A 26,068-nucleotide genomic window follows, 5' to 3' on the forward strand; every position below is an offset into this window, starting at 1 on the left:
CACTCTCCGCACTTAAATGCTATCTATTAAGGATAGCATTTTCTGTTTATTCTATTTCATGATTAAAAAATCAGTTCTTATTGCTGATTTATTTTGGAATGTTTAAAGCTGGCATAAAACACACTTCCCTCATTCATTACGCTCTCCGCCCAAACCTTTCCCTCATGTTTATCCATTATACGCTTTACAATCGCTAAGCCTACGCCAGAACCTTCAATTTGGCCAACGTTAGACATTCTCTTAAACAAATCAAATATCCTCGGTAAATCAACAGGTTTTATGCCTATTCCATTATCCGTAATTTGGTAGCAGATACTTTTCCCATCATTAATCGCTTCAATATGAACTTTCGGGCTATGGCTATGCTGACTGTATTTTACTGCATTGCCAATTAAGTTCGCAAATACTCGCATCAGCATCGCACTATCCCCATAAATAGCTGGTAAGTTTCCTACGGTTATATTTAAAAAACGATCATGAAAAACAATTCTCATTTCAGTAATAATCCTTTCAATCATTACCGATACATCAACCATACTGTAAGCGGTTTCGGCACGACCAATTCTGGAGTATTCCAAAACTTCATCAATCATTAAATTCATTTTTTTGGCTCCATCTTCAATGTGCCTTGAAATCTGTTTTCCTCGTTCGGAAAGAGAAGCATCTCTCATTAACAATTGTGAAAATACCTTAATTGCAGATACAGGATTTTTAAGGTCGTGAGAAATTGTATAGCTGAACGTATCCAATTCTTCATAAGCTTCTTTTAACTTTTCGTTCATTAAGCGTATTGCATTCGCCTTTAAATTAATGGAATATACTATTTCTTCCTTTAATTTTGATACAGCCTGTATTTCTTCTAAAGACCAATTAATCGATTTCCCGACAACGGTTTCAGCCCAAGATTCGAAAGATTTTCTAGGCGATATATGAGTTAAACCATTATTACCCACCTCAATTTGCTTTGTTGGATTTCCTGCCCAAGATATTGTTTCGAGCTGTTCTGGTTTAAAAAACAAAATGTATTCGTTAAGTTCCCTAGAAATAACCAAAAGTAGTAAACCACTGGCCGTTTTTCTAAAAGCTTTAGCCGGAGGATAAATTGCTTCCAAATTATTGGTATGAAAAATTGATTTTCTAGATTTGGCTTGAATCCATTTCATCAAAGATTCAATCTGTGCGGAGTTTGGTGTTATACCCAGCTTAACAAAACGTTTCTCATAAACAAAAACTGCCCCACCGCCATGAACTACATTTAAAAGATTGGTTTTATGTTTGGTTAAAGCATCAATCAAGGAGTCGTTTTTTTGAAGTTGCTTAGAAAGTTTTACGAGGTGATTGTTAAAAATTTCGTGAATTTGTTGATCAGATTCTTCCTGCCTAAATTCCAATGCAGAGGAAAGGATTTCACCAATTAATTTGGCTGATTCTCTAGATCTGTAGTCGATAAATTTTGGTGTATAATTATGGCAGGCAATTAATCCCCATAACTCGCCTCTAAAAATTAAAGAGATGCTAAAACTAGATGCAACCCCCATATTTTTAAGGTATTGAATATGAATTGGAGAAACTGATCGAAGCTGAGAATGCGTTAAATCAAGACTTTTTACATCCGGAAAACCCAATATTTTGGATGAAACGGCTTCAACATCTGCAATTAATCGCGTTAAATTAATTTTATAAAGTGATCTTGCCTGTTGTGGAATATCTGAAGCTGGAAAGTGTTGTCCAAGCCATGAATCTTGATTCTCACTTTTTGATTCGCTAACCACTTCTCCATGTCCATCTGGAGCAAATCTATAAATCATTATACGATCAAAACCTATTATCTTTCTAACTTGAATTGAAGTATTGTTCAATAAAACATTTAAATTTTTATCCTTCAGCATGTGAGAAACCGAACGCCCAATCATACTTTGCAATAAACTGGAACCATCTACAACAATCGGCTCAAATTCTAAAAACAACAGTGCTTCCGAAGCTGTAATAATCAAGTTAAATGGTTTATCTTTAATCGTGATTAAACTTGGATTAAGTTGTTCTAAATGATCTACTTGCTTTGTAAGACGAACCATTTCGCTGATTAAGGAATTCCCATCCTGAAGAGACAAACTACGCTCCAAATATTTTAATGATTTGCCAATTAAGTCAACGGCTTGTAGGCCACTTAATTCATATATATTTTCGCTACAACACGAAATAAATTCTTCTTGATTAATAGCTATAAAATAACCGTGAGATTGAATAGATCCTGGAATATGTATAGGTTCAAGGTCACAATTATTTAAATCAAACTTGAGCTCTAACATTATTTTGTATTTAGGGAGGGTTAAGTAAAGGTGGACTATTAAAGTCAGCTTTGCTTATTTTAATTATTTAGCCTAAATACTACCTACTAAGCGTTGATGACCCTTATTTAGCAAATATCTAATCTAGATAAAAAAATATTCCTAAAAGTTTTGAGGCGTATTCTGCTTTTTTTATCAGAGATCAAAGAATTGGAAGAGATCACATTTCAAAGCTATCGATAGATTAAATGTAAAATTACTACAGGTGCGTGTAATCAAAGATAGATGGAAAAAGCTTAAGCACTTATATCTTCATCCAAATAGATAACGACTTCCAATTGATTTTGCTCATATTCTCTGAAGATCATTTTACCCGATAATAGATAAACAACAGATCGAAGTTTCTCTGCAAAATCTGTTCTTGGTATGGAAGGCTTGTCAGGATTGAATGCGAAGCCATAGGTTAAACACAAAATACCATCATCTAAACGGTTTACATTCATGCTCAAACCTCTTAATAAATCAACATCTAGGCAATCCAAAGTTTGTTGCGTTAATCTAAAAATGGCCGATTCCATAGCATCTCCCAAATTATCTGACAGTTTAATAAAATTATTAAACGCCTCATGGCTGATATAGTTAAAACGTTTAGAAAAGAGTTCTTTTAAAGCAGCGAAAAGTCCTAATGTTTCAAAAATTCTTGGTTTCAACTCAAATGAAGCATTGCGAACACGTTCAAGTGCTTGCGAGATTTCTGATTGGAGTTCGGGATTAAAATTATGCTCCGATTGATTTTTTAACTGGAAAAGAAGCTGTGCAACCTCATCGTGTAGAAATTCTGCCAGCTTTGCTTTTTCTTCTTCAAAATCTAAAAAAATAGCTTTACGAAGATCATCCTCCGTTTCAACTATAGGCTCTAAAGCCCTGGGTTTTAAATGTGGAATTTCCATTTACACTCCAAATTGCAAAAAAATATTTACAAATGGAAGTTTATAGTTGTTAAAAAATAAAAAGGAGATTGACTAATTTTAGAAAAATCAAATTTTAATGATGCTAGAATGAAATACAGCTAAATAATTGATTACCAAATAGAAATAAAATTAAATGTGATTTTAAATTTATCCAATAACAAAAAAACTCCAAACAATTAGGTTTGGAGTTCTAAATAATGTTATTAAGTCTATGCCTTAGTAGTTCTATTTTCTTCGCTGCGTTTAAGCTGTGCGTTTATTCGAGCTAAAACATCATAAATATCAAAAGGCTTGCTTATGTAGTCATCAGCAAAAGCATCAATTGCCTTTTGCTCACTATTGTTTTGAGCAGACATCACAATTATCGGAATGTGTTTTGTAAAAATATCAGTTTTTAAATCTTCACAAATTTCAGCACCGTTACCATCTGGCAACATTACATCCAATAAAAAAAGATCGGGCATAGCATCCTGAATATTTTTTTTAAGCTCAGAGAATGATGATGATAATTGTAGTTCAAAGCCTTCTTCCTTTAAAAGAATTTCGATCACGTTTCTAATCTCCTGATCGTCTTCTAAAATGTGTATTCGTTTTTTTTCCATGTTCAAATTATACTTTTTGTTTTTGGTTTAGCTGTACAGAATGGAATTTCCTATACGATAGTTACAGTAACACCTAAACTCTCTAAATGTTTAACAATTTGTTCAGAAATTCCTTTATCTGTAATTATATGATCAATTTCCTCTAACCCGCATATTTTGCCAAAGCCCCTTTTTCCAAATTTTGTAGAGTCGGCCAATACAATGGTCTTTTGTGAAGCACCAATCATTTTTCGGTTTAAATGTGCCTCCATTGCATTTGTAGTGGTTAAGCCAAAATCTAAATCAATCCCATCAACACCTAAAAACAGCTTATTAAAATAAAAATCCTGTAATACCTGTTCGGCGTAACTCCCCATTACGGATGAAGAACTTTTCCTTAACAATCCACCCAATTGTATCACTTCAATGCTTGGTTCACGCATTAACTCTAGGGCAACATTCAAAGCAGAGGTAACAACAGTTAAATTTGCTCCTGCAGGAATATTCTTCGCAAAGTATAATACGGTAGTGCCCGATGCAATTACAATAGAATCGTTTTCGTTAAGTAATGAAGCGGCGGCAATTCCAATTTTATTTTTTTCTGTTGATTGAATTTTTTCCTTTTCATTAACCGGTCGATCAACAGTATATGGGTTATTTACCGTAGCACCGCCGTGGGTTCTAAAAAGTAAACTCTTATCTTCAAGTAGTTTTAAATCCTTTCTTATTGTTACAGATGATACTTTCAGTTCCTTACATAAATCAACAACGTTAATGTATTGATCCTTTTGTAAGCGACTTAATATAAACTGGTGCCTTTCGGCTAAATTCATCATAAACTTGTAATTATATACGCTGCAAATTAGCAAATAAAATAACGACTAAAATATTTTCTTAAAATTTTTAACAAATTATTAATATATAGATAATATTGTTTCGATAATTATTGTTTATACTTGCGTATTGTTTCGTTTTATTATTTTTTATTGTGAATGGAAAGATTACATAACATTACTATACCTGAAAATAATAATTGGGACCTGATTGTAATTGGTGGTGGAGCAACCGGTTTGGGTACTGCATTAGACGCTTCAAGTCGTGGTTTTAAAACATTATTGGTAGAACAATCTGATTTTGCCAAGGGAACATCAAGCAGAAGTACGAAACTGGTTCATGGAGGTGTTCGATATCTTGCGCAAGGCGATATCGGACTGGTTAAGCATGCCCTAAAAGAACGTGGTTTGTTGCAACATAATGCTAACCATTTAGTTGATAAAGAAGCTTTTATCATTCCATGTTATGATTGGTTTTCTGTTGCCAAATATTTAATAGGGTTAACGCTATACGATTGGCTTTCTGGAAAATTCAGTTTTGGAAAATCTAAATTCTTTTCTAAAAAAGAAACCTTGGAAATTATGCCAGGAATAAAATCTAAAGGCTTAAAAGGTTCGATAAGATATTTCGATGGAAAATTTGATGATGCTAGGCTAGCCATAAATATTGCTCAAACTGCTGTAGAGCAAGGCGCTACACTTTTAAATTACACCAAGGTTACCAATCTTGTTAAAGATTCTAACAGCAAAATTATTGGAATAGAAACCGAAGATACACTCACAGGCAAAAAAGCTTCATTTCGTGGCAAGGTAGTAATTAATGCAACAGGTGTTTTTGTGGATGATATTTTGCAGATGAATAACCCACAGTCTAAAAAATTAGTACGCCCAAGTCAAGGTGTACACATTGTTATCGAGAAGAGTTTTTTAAATAGCGATTCTGCATTAATGATTCCAAAAACTTCTGATGGCCGGGTTCTTTTCGCTGTGCCTTGGCATGATCATCTTTTGGTGGGAACAACTGATACTCCGCTAGATGAACACAGTTTGGAACCTAGAGCATTAAAACAGGAAGTAGATTTTATTATGAATACAGCTTCGGCATATTTTGATAGAAAACCACTTGAGCTTGATATATTAAGTGTATTTTCTGGCTTAAGACCACTTGCTGCGCCAACATCTGGAGATGGAAACAGTACAAAAGAAATCAGTAGAGATCATAAGCTTATGGTTTCTGCAAAAGGTTTAATTACAATAACTGGAGGCAAATGGACAACCTACAGAAGAATGGCCGAAGAAACTGTCGACTTAGCAATTAGTCATGCAGGATTAGAAATGAAAGCATGCATCACAGAAAATTTAAAAATACATGGTTGCACAGATAAAAAAGCTGGTGACCATTTGGATATTTATGGATCTGATCGAGTTAAAATTGAAGCATTAATGAACGCTCAACCAGAACTGAAGGCAAAACTTCATCCTAAATATCCTTATACAGAGGCCGAAGTTGTATGGTCTGCAAGGTATGAAATGGCTGAAACTGTAGAAGACATTCTGAGCAGAAGACTCCGGATTTTATTTATTGATGCGCATGTTGCCAAAGAAATGAGTACGAAGGTTGCCTCGCTCCTAGCCGAAGAATTGAAAGCCGATAAAAACTGGGAAAGCAATCAAATTGAAACTTTCAATAAGCTGGCCGATGGATATATTTATAATCTTCAAAACTATGTAAAATAATTAATTCCAAGCAAAACATCTAACCAAATATTATTATGAACAAATATATCCTATCATTTGATCAAGGGACTACAAGTTCGAGAGCAATTGTTTTTAACCATGATGGCGAAATTGTGGCCATCGCACAAAAAGAGTTTACACAAATCTATCCCAAAGCAGGCTGGGTAGAACACGATCCTTTGGAAATTTGGTCAACTCAATTATCTGTAGCCGCAGAAGTTATTGTTAAAGCTGGTTTAACGGCAAAAGACATCAATTCTATCGGCATAACAAACCAAAGAGAAACCACTGTAGTTTGGGATAAAGAAACCGGAAAACCAATATACAATGCTATTGTTTGGCAAGATAGACGCACATCTGCCTATTGTGATGAAATAAAGAAACAGGGATTATCAAAAAAAATTCAGGATAAAACTGGATTAATCATCGATTCCTATTTCTCTGCAACCAAGGCAAAATGGATTTTGGAAAACGTTGAGGGTGCCAGAGAAAAAGCTGAAGCAGGAAAATTAGCCTTTGGAACAATTGATACTTGGTTAATTTGGAAATTGACAAACGGACAAACCCATGTAACAGATGTAACGAATGCATCGAGGACCATGCTTTACAATATCCATACTTTATCTTGGGATGATGAATTACTAGCACTCTTTGGCATCCCTAAACAGATGTTGCCAGAAGTTAAATCTTCTAGTGAGGTTTATGGAGAAACAGCAGGCAATATATTAGCCGCCAAATTACCAATTGCAGGGATAGCGGGCGATCAACAATCGGCATTATTCGGACAAATGTGCACCGAAATCGGAATGGTAAAAAACACTTATGGCACAGGTTGTTTTATGCTGATGAATATTGGTAATAAGCCAAAAACATCAGCAAACAATCTTTTAACAACAATAGCCTGGAAAATAAACAATGAGGTTGTTTATGCATTAGAAGGAAGTATTTTTATTGGCGGGGCTGTTGTACAGTGGTTAAGGGATGAAATGGGCTTAATTTCTAAATCTGCTGATGTAGAAACTTTAGCCAAAAAGGTTAAAGATACTCAAGGCGTTTATGTTGTACCAGCTTTTGCAGGTTTGGGTGCTCCACATTGGGATCAGCATGCTCGTGGCACCATTACCGGACTTACACGAGGTACAAACAAATCGCACATAGCAAGAGCTGCCTTAGAAAGTATCGCTTATCAAACGATGGATGTTTTAAAGGCAATGGAAGCCGACGCTGGCGTTAGTATAGCAGAATTACGCGTTGATGGAGGTGCTACAGCAAATAATTTACTTATGCAATTTCAAGCTGATTTATTAAATTGTAAAGTTATCAGACCTGAGGTTACAGAAGTCACCGCCATTGGTGCTGCCTATTTGGCTGGTTTAGCTACTGGATTTTGGGAGAGCGTAGATCAAATTAGATCTCAGTGGAAGATAAATAAAACCTTCGTGGCCGAAGCAGGTATCGATAATACGGAAAGAATTAAGGGTTGGAATAGGGCAATTAAAGCTGCTCGCGTAAACGCTGAAGATTAAAGTATAACCCAAACGAATTTATTATGACAGAATTTGTAGCAGAATTTATTGGAACAGCATTAATAATCCTATTAGGAAATGGCGTAGTGGCAAACGTAGTTTTAAAGGGCACCAAAGGGCACGATAGCGGTTGGATGGTTATTACAACAGCATGGGCACTTGCTGTTTTTGTTGGTGTAGTAGTTGCAGCGCCTTACAGTGGCGCCCATCTAAATCCAGCAGTAACAATTGCTTTAGCTTTGGCTCAAAAATTTGCGTGGATAAAAGTTCCCTACTACATTTTGGCGCAATTGTGTGGCGCAGTAGTTGGCTCGTTTTTAGTGTGGATTATGTATAAAGATCACTTTGATGCTACCGAAGATCCAGGTTTAAAGGCCGCTCCTTTTGCAACATCTCCAGCAATCAGAAATTTAAAATCTAATCTTTTATCAGAGATTCTTGGAACATTCGTTTTAATATTCGTGATTTTCTATTTTACCAATGCAGAAATGGGCATCGATAAAACTCCCGTTGGTTTGGGCTCATTAGGCGCACTTCCTGTAGCATTTTTAGTATGGGTAATTGGTTTAGGGCTTGGCGGAACTACAGGTTATGCCATTAATCCGGCTAGAGATTTAGGCCCTAGGATTGTTCATGCATTAGTTCCCATGAAAGGTAAAGGAAGTAGCGATTGGGCTTATTCTTGGGTACCTATTGTTGGCCCGGTAATCGGTGCATCTTTAGCCGCATTATTGTACTTGGCTCTAAATATTTAATCGTTCAAATAACTGTTTAAATACTCATCAACACTCAGTTAAAGATTTAAATTAATTATCTTTGAGATAGAATGATTGGCAATCTCTTTATAATTTAAGAGCATTGCACTAACTAAATATTTCAAATTGCAAGAATTTTTCCTAGTTATTGATACTGAAACTTCTGGTTTACCAAAAAACTGGACTGCGCCTTATTTTAAAGAAAAAAATTGGCCTCATATTGTGCAAATTGCTTGGATAATATACGACAGTAGCTATCAAGAAATTAAGAGAGAAAACCATTACATTAAAAATGATGGTTTTAAAATCGATGCGGGTGCAGAAAAGATCCATAAGATTACTAATGAGTATTTACAAATTAATGGAGAACCTCTTAGTGAGGTCATGGATTTGTTCTGCGATGATATAATTAAATTTAAACCTTTGATAATTGGGCATTTCATTGAGCTAGATTATCACATGGTAAACGTTGAACTGAGCAGACTTGAGAAAGAAAATATTTTTCAAAATTCAACATTCTATTGCACGATGAAAACAAGTGCAGACTATGTAACCAATTCAGTTATCAGTCATCTAAAATTAAATAAATTCTATACTATTTTATTTAATGAAGAACCATCTCAAATACACAATGCATTGGCGGATGCCTCAAATACAGCCAAAATTTTTTTCCATCTCATTACAAACAAAAAAATAACCCTAACTTCGGTTTACAAGCAAGAACACAGCTTTAATAAAGCGGAGGGAAACATTAAAAAATCCTTCTTTAAACGAATTATAGAGCGATTATTTAATGGAAAATAAATTAGTTGATAAAATTTATACTTCAAGAATTGGCGATATCGCATTCAAAAAAATTGTGAGCTGTTTGCCTGAAACGCCTATTTTCGAGGTTGCTTTTAAAATGGCTGAAAATAAAACCAGTTGTTTATTTGTGAAGGATGAGCAAGATAACTTTCTTGGATTTGTTACTGATATTACCTTAAGAGATAAAGTAATTGCGACACAGCTAAATCCGCAGTTGGCAATTAGAGAAGTAATGGATCCAAATATCGTTACCATTTCTCCAGATGCCTTTGTTTATGAGGCCATATTAATGATGTTTAGCAGGAAGTCTCGCTATCTTTTGGTTAATGATAACGGTAACTATGTGGGTTTTTTAAGTAGAAATAGACTTTTAAGTGAACAGGCCGAATCTCCCTTAGTCTTTATACAATCTGTTAAATCTGCTGTAAACACCAGCGATTTAAAAAGCAAATGGCAAAAAGTACCTCATATTGTTGCTCAATTATTAGAAAGAGGTGTACATGCTAAAATTGTAAATGAAGTTGTTACAACCATCGCTGATACCATTTCGTTAAAAATTATTGATGAAGTAATTGCGAAATTAGGACCTCCACCAGCAAAATTCGTTTTCATGGTTTTAGGGAGCGAAGGACGAAAAGAACTTAGTTTGAAAACGGATCAGGATAATGCAATTATTTATGAAGATACTTCAGAGGAAGATCGAGCAGGTGTTCGCTCCTATTTCCTGGATTTTGCTGGGCAGGTTTCGGATAAATTAAATTATGTTGGCTTTGTTTATTGCGATGGTGATTATATGGCTTCGAATCCAAACTGGACACATTCTCTGGAGCATTGGAAATACAATTATAAAAACTGGATTGAAGAAGCTTTACCCGAGGCTGCAGTAAAGTTTGCTGCCTTTTTTGATTGCAGAGCAATTTATGGTGATTTAACTATAATGGAAAAGCTAAGATCATTTGTAGATGAGGAACTTCAAAAACCAATAGAAAAATTTTACGTTTATTTAGCGAAAAACGCATTATTATATGAACCACCACTTACCTACTTCAGAAATATTAAAACCCAAAAAATAGCAAAGAAAGAAGTTTTCGATATTAAAACTGCCATGACACCCATAGTAGATTTAGCAAGAGTTTATGCACTACAAAATAGAATCTTCCAAAAGGAAAATACTGGAGAGCGGTTGAAGGCACTTAAAGAGTTAGGTGTTTTTACAGATCAACAATTTGAGGAACTATCACAATCCTATTATTACTTGATGGGGTTAAGACTGAAACATCAGGCAAAGCTCATTACTGAAGAAAACATTGCTCCAAATAATTTTATCGAAATAGATTCGCTAACTAAAATAGAAAAGGTAACGCTTGTAGAAATTTTTAAAACGATTCAGAATTTCCAAAGCGGAATTAGAATGAAGTTTACCAATAGCTTGGGTTAATAATCCTAAAAAATATTTAACAAAAAAAGTCCCGATAAAATCGGGACTTTTTAAATATTATAATCGCACAAGCGAGAATTTCTATTTTACTGCATCAATTACAGCTTTGAAAGCTTCAGGATGATTCATTGCTAAATCAGCTAATACTTTACGGTTTAAACCGATTTCTTTTGAAGCTAGTTTACCGATTAATTGAGAGTAAGAAATACCGTGCTGACGAGCACCTGCATTAATACGTTGGATCCATAATCCGCGGAATTCTCTTTTCTTAACTTTACGGTCACGGTATGCATATTGCAAACCTTTTTCTACTGTGTTTTTAGCAACAGTATAAACCTTACTTCTTGCTCCCCAATAGCCTTTGGCCATATTAAGGATTTTCTTTCTTCTTCTTCTCGAAGCTACTGCGTTTACCGAACGTGGCATGTTGTTGTTGTTTTTTGGCAAGCGGCGTTCCGTTTAATCGGAAACTTAAAGCCTGATACCTGGTGAAATTAATAAATTACTTACCGATGCAAAGCATACGTTTAACGTTTCCTAAATCAGCGTCTGAAACTAGACTTGTCTGACCTAAAGCACGTTTACGTTTAGTACTCATCTTTGTTAAGATGTGACTTTTGTATGCGTTGTTTCTTTTGATTTTACCTGTTCCAGTAAGCGAAAAACGCTTTTTAGCACTGGAATTGGTTTTCATTTTTGGCATAACCTGTTTTTTAATTTATAAACCTATTTTTATTTTTTTGCTACTTTAGGCGCAACTGTTAGGAACATACGTTTACCTTCTAACTTAGGTAATAACTCTACTTTCCCTACATCTTCCAAAGCTTGAGCAAATTTTAATAATAAAATTTCACCCTGTTCTTTGTAAACAATTGCTCTACCTTTAAAATGCACATAAGCTCTAACTTTCTCACCGTTCTCTAAAAAGCTTACTGCGTGTTTTAATTTAAATTGGAAATCGTGATCGTTCGTGTTAGGACCGAAACGAATTTCCTTTATAACAGTTTGTTTAGCGTTTGATTTTATCTCTTTCTGCTTTTTCTTTTGCTCGTAAACAAACTTACTGTAATCAATAATTCTACAAACTGGTGGTACTGCGTTTGGAGAAATCTCTACCAAATCCAGTTCCTGTTCATCAGCAAGCGCCAGAGCTTTAGCCAAAGGATAAATCCCTGGTTCAACATTATCGCCAGCTAAACGCACTTCGGGCGATTTAATAAACTGATTAATGTTATGTTCTGCTTCTTTCTTCTTAAAAGGTGGACGTGGTCCCCTGTTAAATCCTGGTCTTCCTAATGCCAAATGTGTACTGTTTTAATTAAACTGTTATTTCTTTTATTAATAAATTGTTGAATTCCTCCAACGTCATTTCGCCTAAATCCCCCTCGCCATGTTTACGAACCGAAACTTTTCCTTCGGCCATCTCTTTATCACCGATAATGAGCATATATGGGATTTTTTTAACTTCCGCATCACGGATTTTGCGACCGATTTTCTCATCACGAAAGTCAATCAGCCCGCGAATATCGGAATTATTTAGCTCATCTAAAACTTTTTTTGCATATTCTTCATACTTTTCTGAAATAGGAAGGATTGTAAACTGCTCCGGGCTTAACCATAATGGGAAATTTCCGGCACAATGTTCAATCAAAACGGCAACAAATCTTTCCAAAGATCCAAAGGGTGCACGGTGAATCATTACTGGGCGATGTTTTAAATTATCACTTCCAGTATATTCCAATTCGAAACGTTCTGGTAAGTTATAATCTACCTGTATCGTTCCCAACTGCCATTTTCTACCTAAAGCATCCTTAACCATAAAGTCTAGCTTAGGGCCGTAAAAGGCTGCTTCGCCATATTCTACAACAGTATTTAATCCTTTCTCTGCAGCAGCCTCAACAATTGCACTTTCTGCTAATTTCCAGTTTTCATCAGAACCAATATATTTTGATTTATTTTCTGGATCGCGTAAAGATATTTGTGCTGTATAATTATCAAAACCTAAAGATTTAAATACATAAAGTACCAAATCGATAACTTTTTTAAATTCATCTTTTACTTGCTCTGGCATACAGAACAAATGTGCATCATCTTGAGTAAACCCTCTTACACGAGTTAAACCATGCAACTCGCCACTTTGTTCGTAACGATATACTGTACCAAACTCAGCAAAACGAACCGGAAGATCTTTGTAAGAACGCGGTTTGAACTTATACATTTCACAGTGGTGAGGACAGTTCATCGGTTTTAAGAAAAACTCCTCTCCTTCTTGTGGAGTTTTTATCGGTTGGAAGGAATCTTTACCGTATTTATCCCAGTGACCAGAAGTAACGTATAAATTTTTATTTCCAATGTGTGGAGTAACAACTTGTTCGTAACCTGATTTAGATTGCGCTTTAGTTAAAAAGTTAACCAAACGCTCACGTAAAGCAGTTCCTTTTGGCAACCACATCGGTAAACCAGCACCAACTTTTTCTGAGAACATGAATAATTCTAGCTCTTTTCCCAATTTACGGTGATCGCGTTTTTTCGCTTCTTCAATCATCGCAAGATATTCTGTAAGCTCGCTCGCTTTAGGAAAAGTTACACCATATATACGTGTTAACTGTTTTTTAGTTTCATCGCCACGCCAATAAGCACCAGCAACGTTCATCAGTTTTACTGCTTTTACAAAACCAGTATTCGGAATGTGTGGCCCACGGCATAAATCTGTAAAAGCACCTTGGTTATAAAAAGTGATTTTACCATCTTCTAAACCGTCAATTAGGTCTAGTTTGTATTCGTCGCCTTTTTCGGTAAAATATTTAATTGCATCAGCTTTGCTTACACTTTCGCGAGTGAAGATTTGTTTTTGCTTAGCCAGTTCAATCATTTTGGTTTCGATGGCTTTGAAATCATCAGAAGAAAATTCTTTTTCTCCAAAATCTACATCGTAATAAAAACCAGTCTCTATTGCCGGACCGATACCAAACTTTGTTCCTGGGTAAAGTGCTTCTAAAGCCTCGGCCATTAAGTGAGCCGATGAATGCCAAAAAGTTGTTTTTCCTTCAGCATCGTTCCATGTTAAAAGTTTCACTGATGAATCTTCTTCGATTGGACGGGTTGAATCCCAAACTTGGCCATTAACCTCTGCGGCTAATACATTTCGAGCTAAACCTTCAGAAATTGACAATGCAATTTGATGGGCAGAAGTGCCCTTTTCATACTGACGAACCGATCCGTCAGGTAAAGTAATATTAATCATCTACAACTATGATTTTGTTCCTAATCCTTTATTAAAACTTCGGAACGGTTTAAAAATATTGTGAATTCTAAATCACATACAAAGTGATTTTTAGTTGGTGCAAAGATAGCGAAAGTTATTTGAATGGCTAAAATTTGCAGAATTAATGCGTATTGTATTGATATAATTCTACTTGCGAAATTTAGAGAGCTGAGCGAAGCAAAACTTCGAAGCTCGATATACAAAAAAAGCCTGCTCAAATAAATGAACAGGCTCGATATAATTTTAAAATGAATATTAATTCATTCCGAATGATCTAACTTGTCCACCACCACCTGGAGGTCTGTTATTTCTAAAACGTTTCATCATGTTTTCCATTTTAGTTTTGTACTCCTCGTCTGTTATTAATTTGGCTTTTTTAGGTGCTGTAACATCTTTTGCACTTACATTTCTATATTCTATGCTCTTCGCGATAGAACTGTTTCCTCTACCCTCAATAGCTAAAACTGTTCCTTCTGTCCACATATTTGGATTTGGGGAAAAATTGAAGCCCAACTCATTTGTGTACCAGATTTTAGTTTCTTCCACTACATTTTTATCCATATCTAAAAGCTTAATTGCCCTTGTTGATCTTACGATAACTTGTTTACAGGTAAAACCCAATATTTTTTTTGTTGAATCAGTTTTAACGATTTCAATAGTTGGTGGAGCAACCGGTTTTGGTTTTGTCGTATCGCCCGGCGTTCTGTTTCCACCCATTCTCATTGATCCTATTGGACCAGTTGTAGATAGTGTTAACTTGCTCGGCATATAGTAAGTTGTATCATTTAAATCGAAAACTTCAGTAAGTTTTTGATCAGCAAAAGAATAATAATACTCACGGTTGCCGCCACCGCCACCAAAACGCATCATCATTCTACCCATACCACCGCCGTTTCCGCCACCAGCGCCATTACTGTCTTCAGTTTCTTCTACAGGCATATAACTCGCATTAGTAGCCGTAAATAATAATTCGAAATTGGATTTACTGGTTGATGGCATTCTAGCTTTCATTTGATCGGTTAACTGGATACCGCTTGCCGAAGCCATAGCAGCCGGATCAACTGTTGATTCAAATTGTATAGCTCCTGAGGTTTTCTTTTGTGCATCAGCTATGGATACAATTGAGAAAATGCTCAATAAAGCAAAAATTAGTTTTTTCATTTTATGTTATTTTGTTAGTTAGAGATTGAAGTTGCAAAAAGGTTTAACAAAGGTATTGCAGATAAAACAGAAACCTTGTTAATTTGTGTTAAATCTCTAGCAATCAGACGTAAAAAAGTTGTTAGTATTCAGTGCTTTCCAACCAGCCGTTACATAAAACATCAGCAATGTGCATGGTTTTAATTGGAAGATGGTTTTTATCGATGTAACCTTGAAGATGTAAAAGACAAGATAAATCTGTCGAAATGATGTAATCGGCCTTTTGAGCTAGGGCATGATTAACTTTTTGCTCTGCCATTGCAGATGAAATTGCATCGAACTTAACGGCAAATGTTCCACCGAAACCGCAACACATATCGGTATCTTCCATTTCCAACATTTCCAAACCATGTACTTTTGAAAGCAATTGTCGAGGTTCATCTTTAATTTTGCACTCTCTCAAAGCGCTACAAGAATCGTGATAAACAGCTTTACCTTCTAGCTCGGCGCCGAAATAATCTTTCTTTGCAACCTTGATTAAAAAATCAGAAAGCTCCCAGATATTCGATTGTAAACTTCGGCATTTATTGTGGACCATTGTATTGGTAAAGAGATCGTTATAACCATTCTTGATCATACCCACACAAGAAGCAGATGGTGCAACCACATAGGTATTTTCAGTAAAATCATTTAAGAATTTTGTCCCAACTTCTTTTGCTTCATCCCAGTAACCGGCGTTATAGGCAGGCTGACCGCAACAAGTCTGTTTTGAGTTATATTCTACCTTACAGCCAGATTTTTCTAATAATCTTAAAGTATTAAAAGCGGTTTCCGGATATAATTGATCAACAAAACAGGGTACAAATAATTCTACTTTCATAATAATCTTCAGGCTACAAACTTACGATTTTAGCAATTCTTTGCGTTCGATTTTTCGTAAAAGCACTAAAAAGATCAAGCCAACGATAAAAAATGATGCTAGAGCGATGATTGATTGGCGCATATTGTGCGTTAGTCCTTCTATCGTAGCAAAGCTAAATAACCCGATAACGATTGCTAATTTTTCTGTAGCGTCGTAAAAACTAAAAAATGAAGCCGTTTCAGTTGTGTTTTCTGGAATATGTTTTGAGTAAGTAGAGCGGGATAATGATTGGATTCCACCCATAATTAAACCAACTATTGCAGCTAGCGTATAAAATTGAAGCTCATTAACAATGGAATAGCCATAAACACAGCAGGCAATCCAAACCAATACAACAATGATCAGAACATTTACGTTACCCCATTTTTTTGCTAAAAGCGACATTAGCCATGCGCCCAAAATTGCCACCAATTGAATAATTAAAATAACAGCAATTAAACTCCCAGACTCCAATTTCAAAACCTTTGCACCAAAACCTGCTGCTGCAAGCATGATGGTTTGTACGCCCATCGAATAAAAAAAGAAAGCAATTAAGTACGTTTTTAAAAATTTCATACGTTTTAATTGATTCCAGACTTTTGCAAATTCTCCAAAACTACTTTTAACAATGCCCTCACCCACAGAAGCTTCTTGAGGTACATCTTTTGGCAGCGCTTTGAAAGGAATTTGTGCAAATACGAACCACCAGATGCCCACTAATAAGAATGATATTTGAGCTGGTAATGATTTATCTGTAATGCCAAAAAGTTCGGGTTTTAATACAAAAACAAAACATATCAACTGCAAAATAACGCTCCCTACATATCCATAAGAAAAACCTTGAGCGCTTACCTTGTCCTGGTTATCGGTTGATGCAATTATTGGCAAGTAAGCATTGTTAAACATTACACCGCCCACATAACCCATTGCAGCTAATACAAAGCAAATAATTCCTGCTTCTAAAGTTTCAAGCTTGAAGAAAAATAAACCCATACAGGCGAAAGAGCCGATATAGGTGAACAGTTTCATGAAGAACTTCTTTTTGCCTTTGGCATCTGCGTAAGATGATAATATTGGCAACAAAACAACCATAACTAAGTAAGCAAATGCGAGTGCATAATTTGATAGAACGGTGTTTATAAAAGTTTTCCCAAAAAAAGTCACTTCATCTCCATGCGCCTCTGTTGTGGTTATTGCAACATAATAAACTGGAAAAATGGTGGAAGTAATAACTAAATTATAGGCAGAATTTGCCCAATCGAAAAATGCCCAAGAGCGTATAATTTTCTTATTGTCTTTTTCTATCATCTGTATTTAAGGAGGTTAACTATTTGATATAATAAATTGGTTAACTGTTAAAATTAAATTAGCCAATACGTTTAACCAAACTGTCGCTAAATATAATACTTCTTGCCGTCAGATTTTATTTTGCCAGCATCTAATAATTCTCGGATCGCTTCTATCCTATCGTTTTCGGTTCCAATTTTAATATTGGTAACTAGATCATCTAAACTTAACGGCTGTTGCTGTAGTAATGAGATGATCTCAAAATCCAGTTGATCATTAATTTGATTTTCATTTTCTGCTCGTTTCTCTGCTAAACAAACATCGCAAACGCCACATTTTGAAGGATTATGTTCATCGAAGTAGCTTAGCAGTTGGATACTTCTGCAAATATTCGAAGAGGCGTAAGCCACCACGGCACTTATCTGTTTCAGCATGATTTCTTTCCTAAGTTCTAGGTATTTAAAATCTACATCGAAATGATCCATATCTACTCGTGGCCTCACGTATTGCAATTGCGGTTGGTCTGTTTGCTGAATGTAGGTAAGCATTTCCATTGCCTGCAATTTATTAAGCAGAGCGATGACATCTTTATAGGACATACCTATTTTCTTTGCTAAATCACCTTCGTTTATTTTTACGAAACCATCAAATGCGCCACCGTGAGAGCGAAGTATCGTTTTGATCACACTATCATAAGCTTTATTTTCAATCTGGAAACGATAAACATCTTCATGATTTACAATAAACATCATTCTAGATGGCAAGAAAACACTTTCTGATAAAGTTATGTAGCCGTCATGTTCCAAAAATTTTAAGGCAGAAATCGTTTTTAAAACACTAATATTAAATCGTTTACAAAAATCGGCTATATCAAAAGTAAAAGTTAATCCTTCTCCAGCTCCAAAAGCCAATTGAAAATAATTACCTAAATAGTGATAGGTCTTTCTTATGTCATCACTTGATGGGAAACTGTTGATGTATCGAGCTTCCAAACTCAAAACATCAGATTTATTGGCTAATAAAACGGCATAACTTCGTTTTTCATCACGCCCAGCCCTGCCAGCTTCCTGATAATATGCTTCCAAACTTTCTGGTAAATCTAAATGGACTACGGTTCTAACATCAGCTTTATCGATTCCCATTCCGAAAGCATTTGTAGCGACCATAATTCTGGTTTTATTCTGCTTCCATTCCTCCTGTTTTTTAAAGCGTAAATCGCGTTCTAAGCCTGCGTGATAAAAATCGGCTTTGATTTGATTGCGATTGAGAAAATTGGAAACCTCTGCAGTTTCCCTCCGATTACGAACATAAACTAACCCTGTTCCATTTACATTTCTGCAGATCTCAATCAACTTTTTGTATTTATCCTCCTGAGCAAAAACGACATACGATAAATTATCTCTAGCAAAACTTTTTACGAAAACCTGTGGGTCTTTCATTTCAAGTTTCTCTAAAATATCTTTTCGAACAAATTCTGTGGCTGTTGCAGTTAATGCCAAAACCGGAACATCGGGATGGATTTCTCTAAGTTTTGCAATCTGTTGGTAAGGTGGCCGAAAATCATAACCCCATTGAGAAATACAATGTGCCTCATCAACCGCAATAAGATTAACATTCATGTAAGAAATACGTGTTCGAACTAAATCAGAAAGTAATCGTTCTGGCGATAAATAAAGAAACTTGATTTTTCCATAGATACAGTTATCCAGCAAAATATCGATCTCTCGCTTGCCCATTCCTGCATAAATGGCAATAGCCTCAATACCTTTCGATTTAAGATTTTCAACCTGATCTTTCATCAAGGCAATTAGCGGAGAAACAACAATACAAATGCCCTCATTTACCAAAGCAGGCACCTGAAAACAGATTGATTTTCCTCCACCCGTTGGAAGAAGTGCCAAACTATCTTTTCCTTCTAAAACCGAGGTAATAATATCTTGTTGTAAGGGCCTAAAAGCTGGGTGTCCCCAATATTTTTGTAAAATCTCTATTGCTGTCATAAATCGGCAGTATCAAAACTATACATTTAATCTAAAATCATCATCTATTATTGCAGGATTTAGAAAAAATTATCTTTAAAAAGATTGGTATTCATATATTTTAGGACAAATGGATTATTCGCAGAAATTTACAAAAATCCCTTTTGTACTTCAAAGTGTAATGTGTAACTTTACACTTAACAAAAACATTGATGATAAAAACTATTGCCCATAAAGGACTGAAAGCATATTGGAACAAGGGTGATGAAAGTAAGATAAGACCAGATATGTTACCGAAAATCAGGTTTATTTTGGATTTATTAAATGATGTTTATTTTGTTCCAAAAGATTTTGAGCCTTTCAGAAATCTGAGAATTCATCCACTTAAAGGAGATTTAAAAGACTATTGGAGCTTAGATGTTACAGGAAATTTTAGAATCATTTTCCGATTTGAAAATGGAAATGCTTATGATTTAAGTTTGGAGGACACACATTAGAAGTAGAAATTATGGAAAGAGGAATAAAGGAAAATACACACCCTGGAGAGATTTTAAGAGAGGAAGTAATCAAGGTAAATAATTTAACAGTTTTAAAGGCATCTGAATTACTAAAGGTTACACGCCCAACTTTATCAAATATTTTAAACGGAAAAGCTTCAATAACACCAAATATGGCCATCAGAATCGAAAAGGTTTTTGGTGGTAATGCTGGTATATGGTTACGATTGCAAACCAGTTACGATTTAAGAAAAGCTGAACAAGAGTTTGCGAATAGCTCAATCGATTTACATAAATTTCAATATACCTAATTCTAATAATAAAAGCTCAACGGTGTTGAAAGAAATACAAATCATCCTTAATAATTCAAATAATACCAGCCCTATACAATGAAAAACCTCTATATACTCTCTGCTCTTTTACTAATTATTCTCACATCAAATGCCCAAGACAAGAAATGGGATGTAGAAAAATATCAGGGTACTACAAAAACCATTAACGTAAATACGAATGAAGGTACTTGGATGAATCTTGATGTAAGCCCCGATGGACAAGAAATTGTTTTTGATTTACTTGGTGATATTTACACCATACCTTTTAGTGGAGGAGTTGCAAAATTAATTAGCGGTGGCATTGCTTATGATGTTCAACCGAGATTTAGCCCTAACGGAAAATACATTTCTTACACCAGCGATAAGAGTGGTGGCGATAATATCTGGATTATGAACCGAGATGGTTCGAACAAAAAACAGGTTACCAAAGAAAGTTTTAGATTATTAAACAATGCCACATGGATGCCAAATAGCGAATATTTGGTGGCTAGAAAACATTTTACTGCAAGCCGATCTTTAGGATCTGGTGAAATGTGGATGTACAGCATAAATGGTGGGGATGGCGTACAGCTAACAAAAAGAAAAAACGATCAACAAGATGCTGGCGAGCCTAATGTTTCTCCCGATGGAAAATTTTTATACTTCAGTGAAGATGTAAGTCCTGGCCCGAATTTCGAATATAGTAAAGACCCGAACGGAACAATTTATGCTATTCGCCAGTTAGATTTAACAACTGGAAAATTAACAACCTTAATTAATGAGCAAGGCGGTGCTTGCCGTCCACAGGTTTCTCCAGATGGTAATTTAATCGCATTTGTGAAACGGGTTCGTTTAAAATCTACACTTTATGTTCAAAACATTAAGACTGGTGAAGAATGGCCGGTAAATGAAGATTTATCTCACGATCAGCAGGAAACATGGGCAATTTTTGGAGTTTATCCAAACTTTGCTTGGACACCAGATAGCAAGGCATTAATTTTTTATGCCCGTGGGAAAATTAGAAAAACCGAAATCGGAACTTTGATCAATAGCGAGATTCCGTTTCAGGCAAATACCATTCAAACCGTTCAAAAAGCTTTACATTTCGAGCAACAGGTATTTACTAATGATTTTTCTGCAAAAATGCTTAGGCAGTTAACAACATCACCGGATGGAAAAATAATTGTGTTTAACGCTGCGGGTTATCTTTATAAACAAGAAATGCCAAATGGCACGCCTGAAAGATTAACGAATGGATTGGATTTTGAGTTCGAACCAAGTTTTAGTCCGGATGGAAAATTTGTGGTTTTTACAACTTGGAGCGATGAGTTGCGGGGAGCGATTAAAAGAGCAGATTTAAAATCGGGCAAAACAATTACGCTAAGCGATGAAAAAGGATTTTATTATTCACCCCAATATTCTACCAAAGGTGATAAAATTGTTTTTAGAAAAGGAAGTGGAAATGATGTCTTAGGTTATAATTACGGCAGAGGAACGGGAATATTTATCATGCCCGCAAATGGTGGCTCCAAAACTTTGATCTTGGATAATGGAATTAAACCACAATTTAACAATACGGATACTAGAATTTATTTTCAAAGTTACGCTGATGGAAAAAAAGCTTTAAAAAGCATCGATTTAAATGGAGCAAATGAAAGAACTCATTTCACCTCTCAGTACGCAAATCAGTTTGTAATCAGCCCAGACAATAAGTGGTTGGCCTTTAATGAGCTTTTCAATGTTTACATCACCCCGATGATTAATGTTGGAACCGCACAAGATGCTTCTGCAGGAAATAAATCTATTCCTGTTGCTAAAGTAACTACAGATGGTGGAACTTACGTACAATGGAGTGCAGATAGTAGATATTTACATTGGACACTTGGTCCGAAATATTTTACTGTTGATGTAAATGGTGCATTCAATTTTGATGGAACGACACCAAAAGTAGAAGCATCATCAACAGATATAAATTTAACCTTAAAAAGTGATGTTCCAACAGGAATAATTGCATTAAAAGGCGCCAGAATTATTTCAATGAAAGGCGATGAAGTGATCGAGAATGGCACAATTTTAACTGATGGAAATAAAATTACGGCAATTGGCAAAGCTGATGCAATTACGATTCCGGCAAATGCCAAAGTAATTGATGTAAATGGAAAAACCATTATGCCAGGAATTATTGATGTTCATGCTCACTTACGCACCAGTCCGGATGGAATTACACCACAGGCAGATTGGAGTTATATGGCAAACTTGGCTTTTGGCGTTACAACTTCTCATGATCCTTCTAGCAACACAGAAATGGTTTTTAGTCAGAGTGAAATGCTAAAAGCAGGTAGAATGGTTGGTCCGAGAGTTTATTCTACGGGTTCAATTTTATATGGAGCAGATGGTGATTTTAAAGTGGTGATAAACAGTTTGGATGATGCCTTGGCCAATCTTCGCAGATTAAAAGCTGTAGGTGCATTTTCAGTTAAATCTTACAACCAGCCAAGAAGAGAGCAACGCCAGCAGATTCTAGAAGCAGCGAGACAACTAAAAATGGAAGTTGTACCCGAAGGTGGCTCCACATTCTTTACTAACATGAATATGATAGCTGACGGCCATACAGGTATTGAGCATAGCATCCCTGTTTTACCTGTTTATAAGGATGTTATAAACTTTTGGAACAGTACCGAGGTTGGATATACGCCAACTTTAATTGTGGCTTATGGCGGACAATGGGGAGAAAATTATTGGTACGACAGAACCAATGTTTGGGAAAACGAAAAATTAATGACTTACACTCCACGTTCAATAATTGATTCGAGAGCCAGACGTAGAACAACTTCAGAATATAGTGATTACAACCACATTGATATTGCCAAGGCGGCAAAGCAGATTGCTGATGGTGGCACAAAAGTAAATTTAGGTGCACACGGACAAATTCAGGGTTTAGGGGCACATTGGGAATTATGGATGTTGGTTCAAGGTGGCTTCTCTCCTCTTCAAGCCATTAGAGCAGCAACGTTAAACGGAGCATCTTATTTGGGAATGAATAAGGAAATCGGTTCTCTAGAGGTTGGTAAACTGGCAGATCTAGTTATTATGGATGCAAATCCACTAGATGATATCCGCAATTCGGAAAAGATAAAGTATGTGATGATTAATGGTCGACTTTATGACAGCGCAACCTTAAATGAAGTTGGAACCAGAGAAAAATTGCGCAACAAATTGTGGTTCGAAAATGCTAGAGGAAATGGTTATATCGTTCCTGTTGGAGAATCTGAAACTTGGACGTTTACTGTTCCACATTGTGATTAATAAGAACAATACAAGGTTAAGGTATATTTCAAATATGGTTAACGGAGAATTAATCTTGATGTTTTTAGGTGTTTCTATAATACCAACAAACCAAATTCCCTTAATGTGTTTATTGGTTTAGAATACCAAAACAATTCAAAGTTTTCTAGATCGGTTTCAAAATCCGCTTTAACTTCGGCGAAAATGTAAACCTTTTCATTTGAAATGTGAATTTTCTCTAAAATTGAGGTCAGCCACTCGCCTTCACCTTTACTGGTTTGAATGGAGAAGGTTTGTTTTTTATCATGAAAAGTTAGCGAGGCTATTTCCCATGAATTCCCCTTTTTAGATTTAGTAAAGGTTTCAACTGATGCTTTTCCCCCTAGCCAAACAATTTTTGCAGTGGGTTTGGTATTGAAGTTGTGATCATCGTTTAATGCGTTTTCAATAAAATCTGCTGGAATTGTTGTGCGTGGGATTTTAAAATCGAACCAATCTTGTAGCTGATAATCGAAACAGATTCCATGCATAAAATTAAACAGCGATTTTTTTAATCCGTAGCTAAATTTATTGTGATCGATGCCCGTTTTATCGATATAATTGATGTCATTATTGGCAAAACTTCCAATAGCTTCAGTTTCTTTAACCACTCCAAATTTTTCTGGATACATCCCTACCGGACTATGAGCAGTCATGGCAAATTGATGCCAAAAACCAGATTGTAAAATGCCCATTTCAAAAAGCTGACGAACCATTTCCAAACTATCAACAGTTTCTTGAATGGTTTGCGTGGGATAACCATACATTAAATAAGCGTGAACCATAATTCCCGCTTCGGTAAAGTTTCGGGTTACTTTGGCCACCTGTTCTACGGTTACACCTTTATCAATCAGTTTTAATAAACGATCTGATGCAACTTCCAGACCACCGGAAACCGCAATGCATCCCGATGCTTTCAACAGCAAACATAAATCTGCCGTAAAACTCTTTTCGAAACGAATATTTGTCCACCAGGTTACGGCTAATTTTCTTCTAATTATTTCTAAAGCGACTTCTCTCATCAAAGCTGGCGGCGCTGCTTCATCAACGAAATGAAAACCATTTTGCCCTGTTTTGGAGCATAAATCTTCAATCCGATCTACAATTTGCTTTGCTTGAACGGGTTCGTAAACCTTAATATAATCTAAAGAAATATCACAGAAAGTACATTTCCCCCAATAACAGCCATGTGCCATTGTTAGTTTATTCCAGCGCCCATCGCTCCACATTCGGTGCATCGGGTTTACAATTTCGATTACAGAAATATATTTATCTAATAAAAGACCAGTATAATCAGGCGTACCTACATCGGCTTGCTTGTAATCTTTTCTAAACGAATCATTCTTGTAAACAACCGCCCCATTTTCCAAAAGAAAAGTCCTTTTGTACATCTGCATTTCTGCCGGAACAGTTCCAGTAATGTTTTGAATAAGTAGGTCAATTGGTAATTCGCCGTCATCTAAAGTGATGTAATCGAAAAACTCGAAAACTCTTTGATCAGATAGGGAGCGCAATTCGGTATTTGGAAAACCGCCACCCATAGAAATCTTAATTTCGGGATGATTTGCTTTTACCCATTGTGCACAGCGAAAAGCACTATATAAATTGCCAGGGAAGGGAACTGAAATCAAAAATAATTTAGGCTGAACGGTTTCTATTTTCTCCTTTAACACTGAAATTAGAATTTTATCAATGTAAGTCTGTTCCTGTTGCAAAGCGCAATACAATTCATCAAAAGAGTTAGCACTTCTACCCAAACGCTCTGCATATCGACTGAATCCGAAATTTTCATCAACACATTCTACAATAAAATCAGAGATATCTTCGAGATAAAGTGTAGCCAAATGTTTTGCTTTATCTTGAGAACCCATTGCGCCGAATGCCCAATCTAATTCCTCTAATTGATTAAATCGAGAGGCTTGAGGAAGAAAATCATCTCCACAAATTTGCAGTGCCAACGTTGGATTTTTCCCTTGAAGAAAATCAATAACCGAATCGATTGTTTTAAGGTAATCTTCTTTTAATGCAAGAACTCGCTTTGCATTATCGCTTTTTGGCTTTTTATTATCTACATCGAATATATTTTTAAGGCCCCTTTTTGAAAACAATTCTAATATAACTTCAATACCCAAATCGGCTTGAGTTGAAGATATATTTTTCGTGTTTAGAAAACCTTTTATGTACGCAGTTGCCGGATACGGAGTATTCAGTTGGGTAAATGGTGGCGTAATGGCAAAAATGTCAGTCTTCAAAAGGAATTGTTTTATTGTGCAAAAGTAAGGGAATTTTAGAAGTTTAATGTTTTTTAATACAGTCATTACCAATTCGTCCTTTCGAGCGAAGCCGAGAAATCTTTGTAACTAATTTATTCGGTTCAAAGATTATCCCCCTAAAGTTCGGGACTAAGCTCCAGTAGAAAAGACGACTG

General features: G+C 35.7%; 21 protein-coding genes. 8 read left to right on the forward strand and 13 right to left on the reverse strand.

Annotation, left to right across the window (positions count from 1 at the left end):
- Nucleotides 1–77: 77 nt before the first annotated feature.
- The 4 genes from H7U22_RS02845 to H7U22_RS02860 form a co-directional block, all read right to left on the reverse strand.
- On the reverse strand, nt 78–2,309 hold the full coding sequence (locus H7U22_RS02845) for an ATP-binding protein (protein ID WP_187069829.1): 2,232 nt from the start codon (nt 2,307–2,309) through the stop codon (nt 78–80).
- Between the two features lie 275 nt (nt 2,310–2,584).
- Nucleotides 2,585–3,238 carry a sensor histidine kinase gene (locus H7U22_RS02850; protein WP_187069830.1) on the reverse strand — a complete coding sequence of 218 codons (654 nt, stop codon included), beginning with the start codon at nt 3,236–3,238 and terminating at the stop codon, nt 2,585–2,587.
- 230 nt (nt 3,239–3,468) lie between these two features.
- A complete protein-coding gene (locus tag H7U22_RS02855; RefSeq protein ID WP_187069831.1) occupies nt 3,469–3,861 on the reverse strand; it encodes a response regulator transcription factor in 393 nt (130 codons plus the stop codon).
- Between the two features lie 50 nt (nt 3,862–3,911).
- Nucleotides 3,912–4,676 (reverse strand): DeoR/GlpR family DNA-binding transcription regulator, encoded by a 765-nt coding sequence (locus H7U22_RS02860; RefSeq protein ID WP_187069832.1) that lies wholly within the window; start codon nt 4,674–4,676, stop codon nt 3,912–3,914.
- Between the two features lie 156 nt (nt 4,677–4,832).
- On the opposite strand from H7U22_RS02860, the gene H7U22_RS02865 reads away from it, so the two are divergent.
- The 5 genes from H7U22_RS02865 (at nt 4,833) to H7U22_RS02885 (ending at nt 10,936) form a co-directional block, all read left to right on the forward strand.
- The gene (locus H7U22_RS02865) at nt 4,833–6,410 is read left to right on the forward strand and encodes a glycerol-3-phosphate dehydrogenase/oxidase (RefSeq protein ID WP_187069833.1); all 1,578 of its coding nucleotides are present in this window, start codon (nt 4,833–4,835) and stop codon (nt 6,408–6,410) included.
- Nucleotides 6,411–6,445: 35 nt separating this feature from the next.
- Nucleotides 6,446–7,936: a glycerol kinase GlpK gene (glpK, locus tag H7U22_RS02870; RefSeq protein WP_187069834.1), complete on the forward strand. Its 1,491-nt coding sequence runs from the start codon at nt 6,446–6,448 to the stop codon at nt 7,934–7,936.
- 23 nt (nt 7,937–7,959) lie between these two features.
- Entirely contained in the window at nt 7,960–8,691 is a 732-nt protein-coding gene (locus H7U22_RS02875; protein WP_187069835.1) for an MIP/aquaporin family protein, read from the forward strand.
- Nucleotides 8,692–8,817: 126 nt separating this feature from the next.
- Nucleotides 8,818–9,495 (forward strand): 3'-5' exonuclease, encoded by a 678-nt coding sequence (locus H7U22_RS02880; protein WP_187069836.1) that lies wholly within the window; start codon nt 8,818–8,820, stop codon nt 9,493–9,495.
- Entirely contained in the window at nt 9,485–10,936 is a 1,452-nt protein-coding gene (locus H7U22_RS02885; protein WP_187069837.1) for a DUF294 nucleotidyltransferase-like domain-containing protein, read from the forward strand. Before H7U22_RS02880 ends, H7U22_RS02885 begins: the two co-directional genes overlap by 11 nt.
- 81 nt (nt 10,937–11,017) lie before the next feature.
- Here H7U22_RS02885 and rplT read toward each other — a convergent pair whose 3' ends face one another.
- The 8 genes from rplT to H7U22_RS02925 all read right to left on the reverse strand — a co-directional run bounded on the left by rplT (nt 11,018) and on the right by H7U22_RS02925 (nt 19,529).
- Nucleotides 11,018–11,362: a 50S ribosomal protein L20 gene (rplT, locus tag H7U22_RS02890; RefSeq protein ID WP_123206121.1), complete on the reverse strand. Its 345-nt coding sequence runs from the start codon at nt 11,360–11,362 to the stop codon at nt 11,018–11,020.
- Nucleotides 11,363–11,438: 76 nt separating this feature from the next.
- Nucleotides 11,439–11,639, reverse strand: a complete 201-nt coding sequence (gene rpmI / locus H7U22_RS02895; protein WP_109924531.1) for a 50S ribosomal protein L35 — start codon at nt 11,637–11,639, stop codon at nt 11,439–11,441.
- A gap of 29 nt (nt 11,640–11,668) precedes the next feature.
- Nucleotides 11,669–12,238, reverse strand: a complete 570-nt coding sequence (gene infC, locus H7U22_RS02900; protein ID WP_187069838.1) for a translation initiation factor IF-3 — start codon at nt 12,236–12,238, stop codon at nt 11,669–11,671.
- A gap of 16 nt (nt 12,239–12,254) precedes the next feature.
- The gene (gene thrS, locus H7U22_RS02905) at nt 12,255–14,180 is read right to left on the reverse strand and encodes a threonine--tRNA ligase (protein WP_187069839.1); all 1,926 of its coding nucleotides are present in this window, start codon (nt 14,178–14,180) and stop codon (nt 12,255–12,257) included.
- 276 nt (nt 14,181–14,456) lie between these two features.
- Nucleotides 14,457–15,362 carry a hypothetical protein gene (locus H7U22_RS02910; protein WP_187069840.1) on the reverse strand — a complete coding sequence of 302 codons (906 nt, stop codon included), beginning with the start codon at nt 15,360–15,362 and terminating at the stop codon, nt 14,457–14,459.
- Nucleotides 15,363–15,483: 121 nt separating this feature from the next.
- Nucleotides 15,484–16,221: a (Fe-S)-binding protein gene (locus H7U22_RS02915; RefSeq protein WP_187069841.1), complete on the reverse strand. Its 738-nt coding sequence runs from the start codon at nt 16,219–16,221 to the stop codon at nt 15,484–15,486.
- 21 nt (nt 16,222–16,242) lie between these two features.
- Nucleotides 16,243–17,550: an MFS transporter gene (locus tag H7U22_RS02920; protein ID WP_187069842.1), complete on the reverse strand. Its 1,308-nt coding sequence runs from the start codon at nt 17,548–17,550 to the stop codon at nt 16,243–16,245.
- 86 nt (nt 17,551–17,636) lie between these two features.
- Nucleotides 17,637–19,529, reverse strand: coding sequence for a RecQ family ATP-dependent DNA helicase (locus H7U22_RS02925; protein ID WP_187069843.1), 1,893 nt, complete (start codon nt 19,527–19,529; stop codon nt 17,637–17,639).
- 191 nt (nt 19,530–19,720) lie between these two features.
- Between H7U22_RS02925 and H7U22_RS02930 the strand changes: the two genes are divergently transcribed.
- The 3 genes from H7U22_RS02930 (at nt 19,721) to H7U22_RS02940 (ending at nt 23,622) form a co-directional block, all read left to right on the forward strand.
- A complete protein-coding gene (locus H7U22_RS02930) occupies nt 19,721–20,005 on the forward strand; it encodes a type II toxin-antitoxin system RelE/ParE family toxin (protein ID WP_187069844.1) in 285 nt (94 codons plus the stop codon).
- A gap of 11 nt (nt 20,006–20,016) precedes the next feature.
- Nucleotides 20,017–20,316, forward strand: a complete 300-nt coding sequence (locus tag H7U22_RS02935; RefSeq protein ID WP_187069845.1) for a HigA family addiction module antitoxin — start codon at nt 20,017–20,019, stop codon at nt 20,314–20,316.
- Between the two features lie 78 nt (nt 20,317–20,394).
- On the forward strand, nt 20,395–23,622 hold the full coding sequence (locus H7U22_RS02940) for an amidohydrolase family protein (RefSeq protein WP_187069846.1): 3,228 nt from the start codon (nt 20,395–20,397) through the stop codon (nt 23,620–23,622).
- Nucleotides 23,623–23,696: 74 nt separating this feature from the next.
- On the opposite strand, the gene H7U22_RS02945 is transcribed toward H7U22_RS02940, so the two are convergent.
- Nucleotides 23,697–25,892: a B12-binding domain-containing radical SAM protein gene (locus H7U22_RS02945; protein WP_187069847.1), complete on the reverse strand. Its 2,196-nt coding sequence runs from the start codon at nt 25,890–25,892 to the stop codon at nt 23,697–23,699.
- Between the last annotated feature and the right edge of the window lie 176 nt (nt 25,893–26,068).

Origin of the sequence: Pedobacter fastidiosus, assembly GCF_014306625.1 — a bacterium.
GTDB lineage: Bacteria > Bacteroidota > Bacteroidia > Sphingobacteriales > Sphingobacteriaceae > Pedobacter > Pedobacter fastidiosus.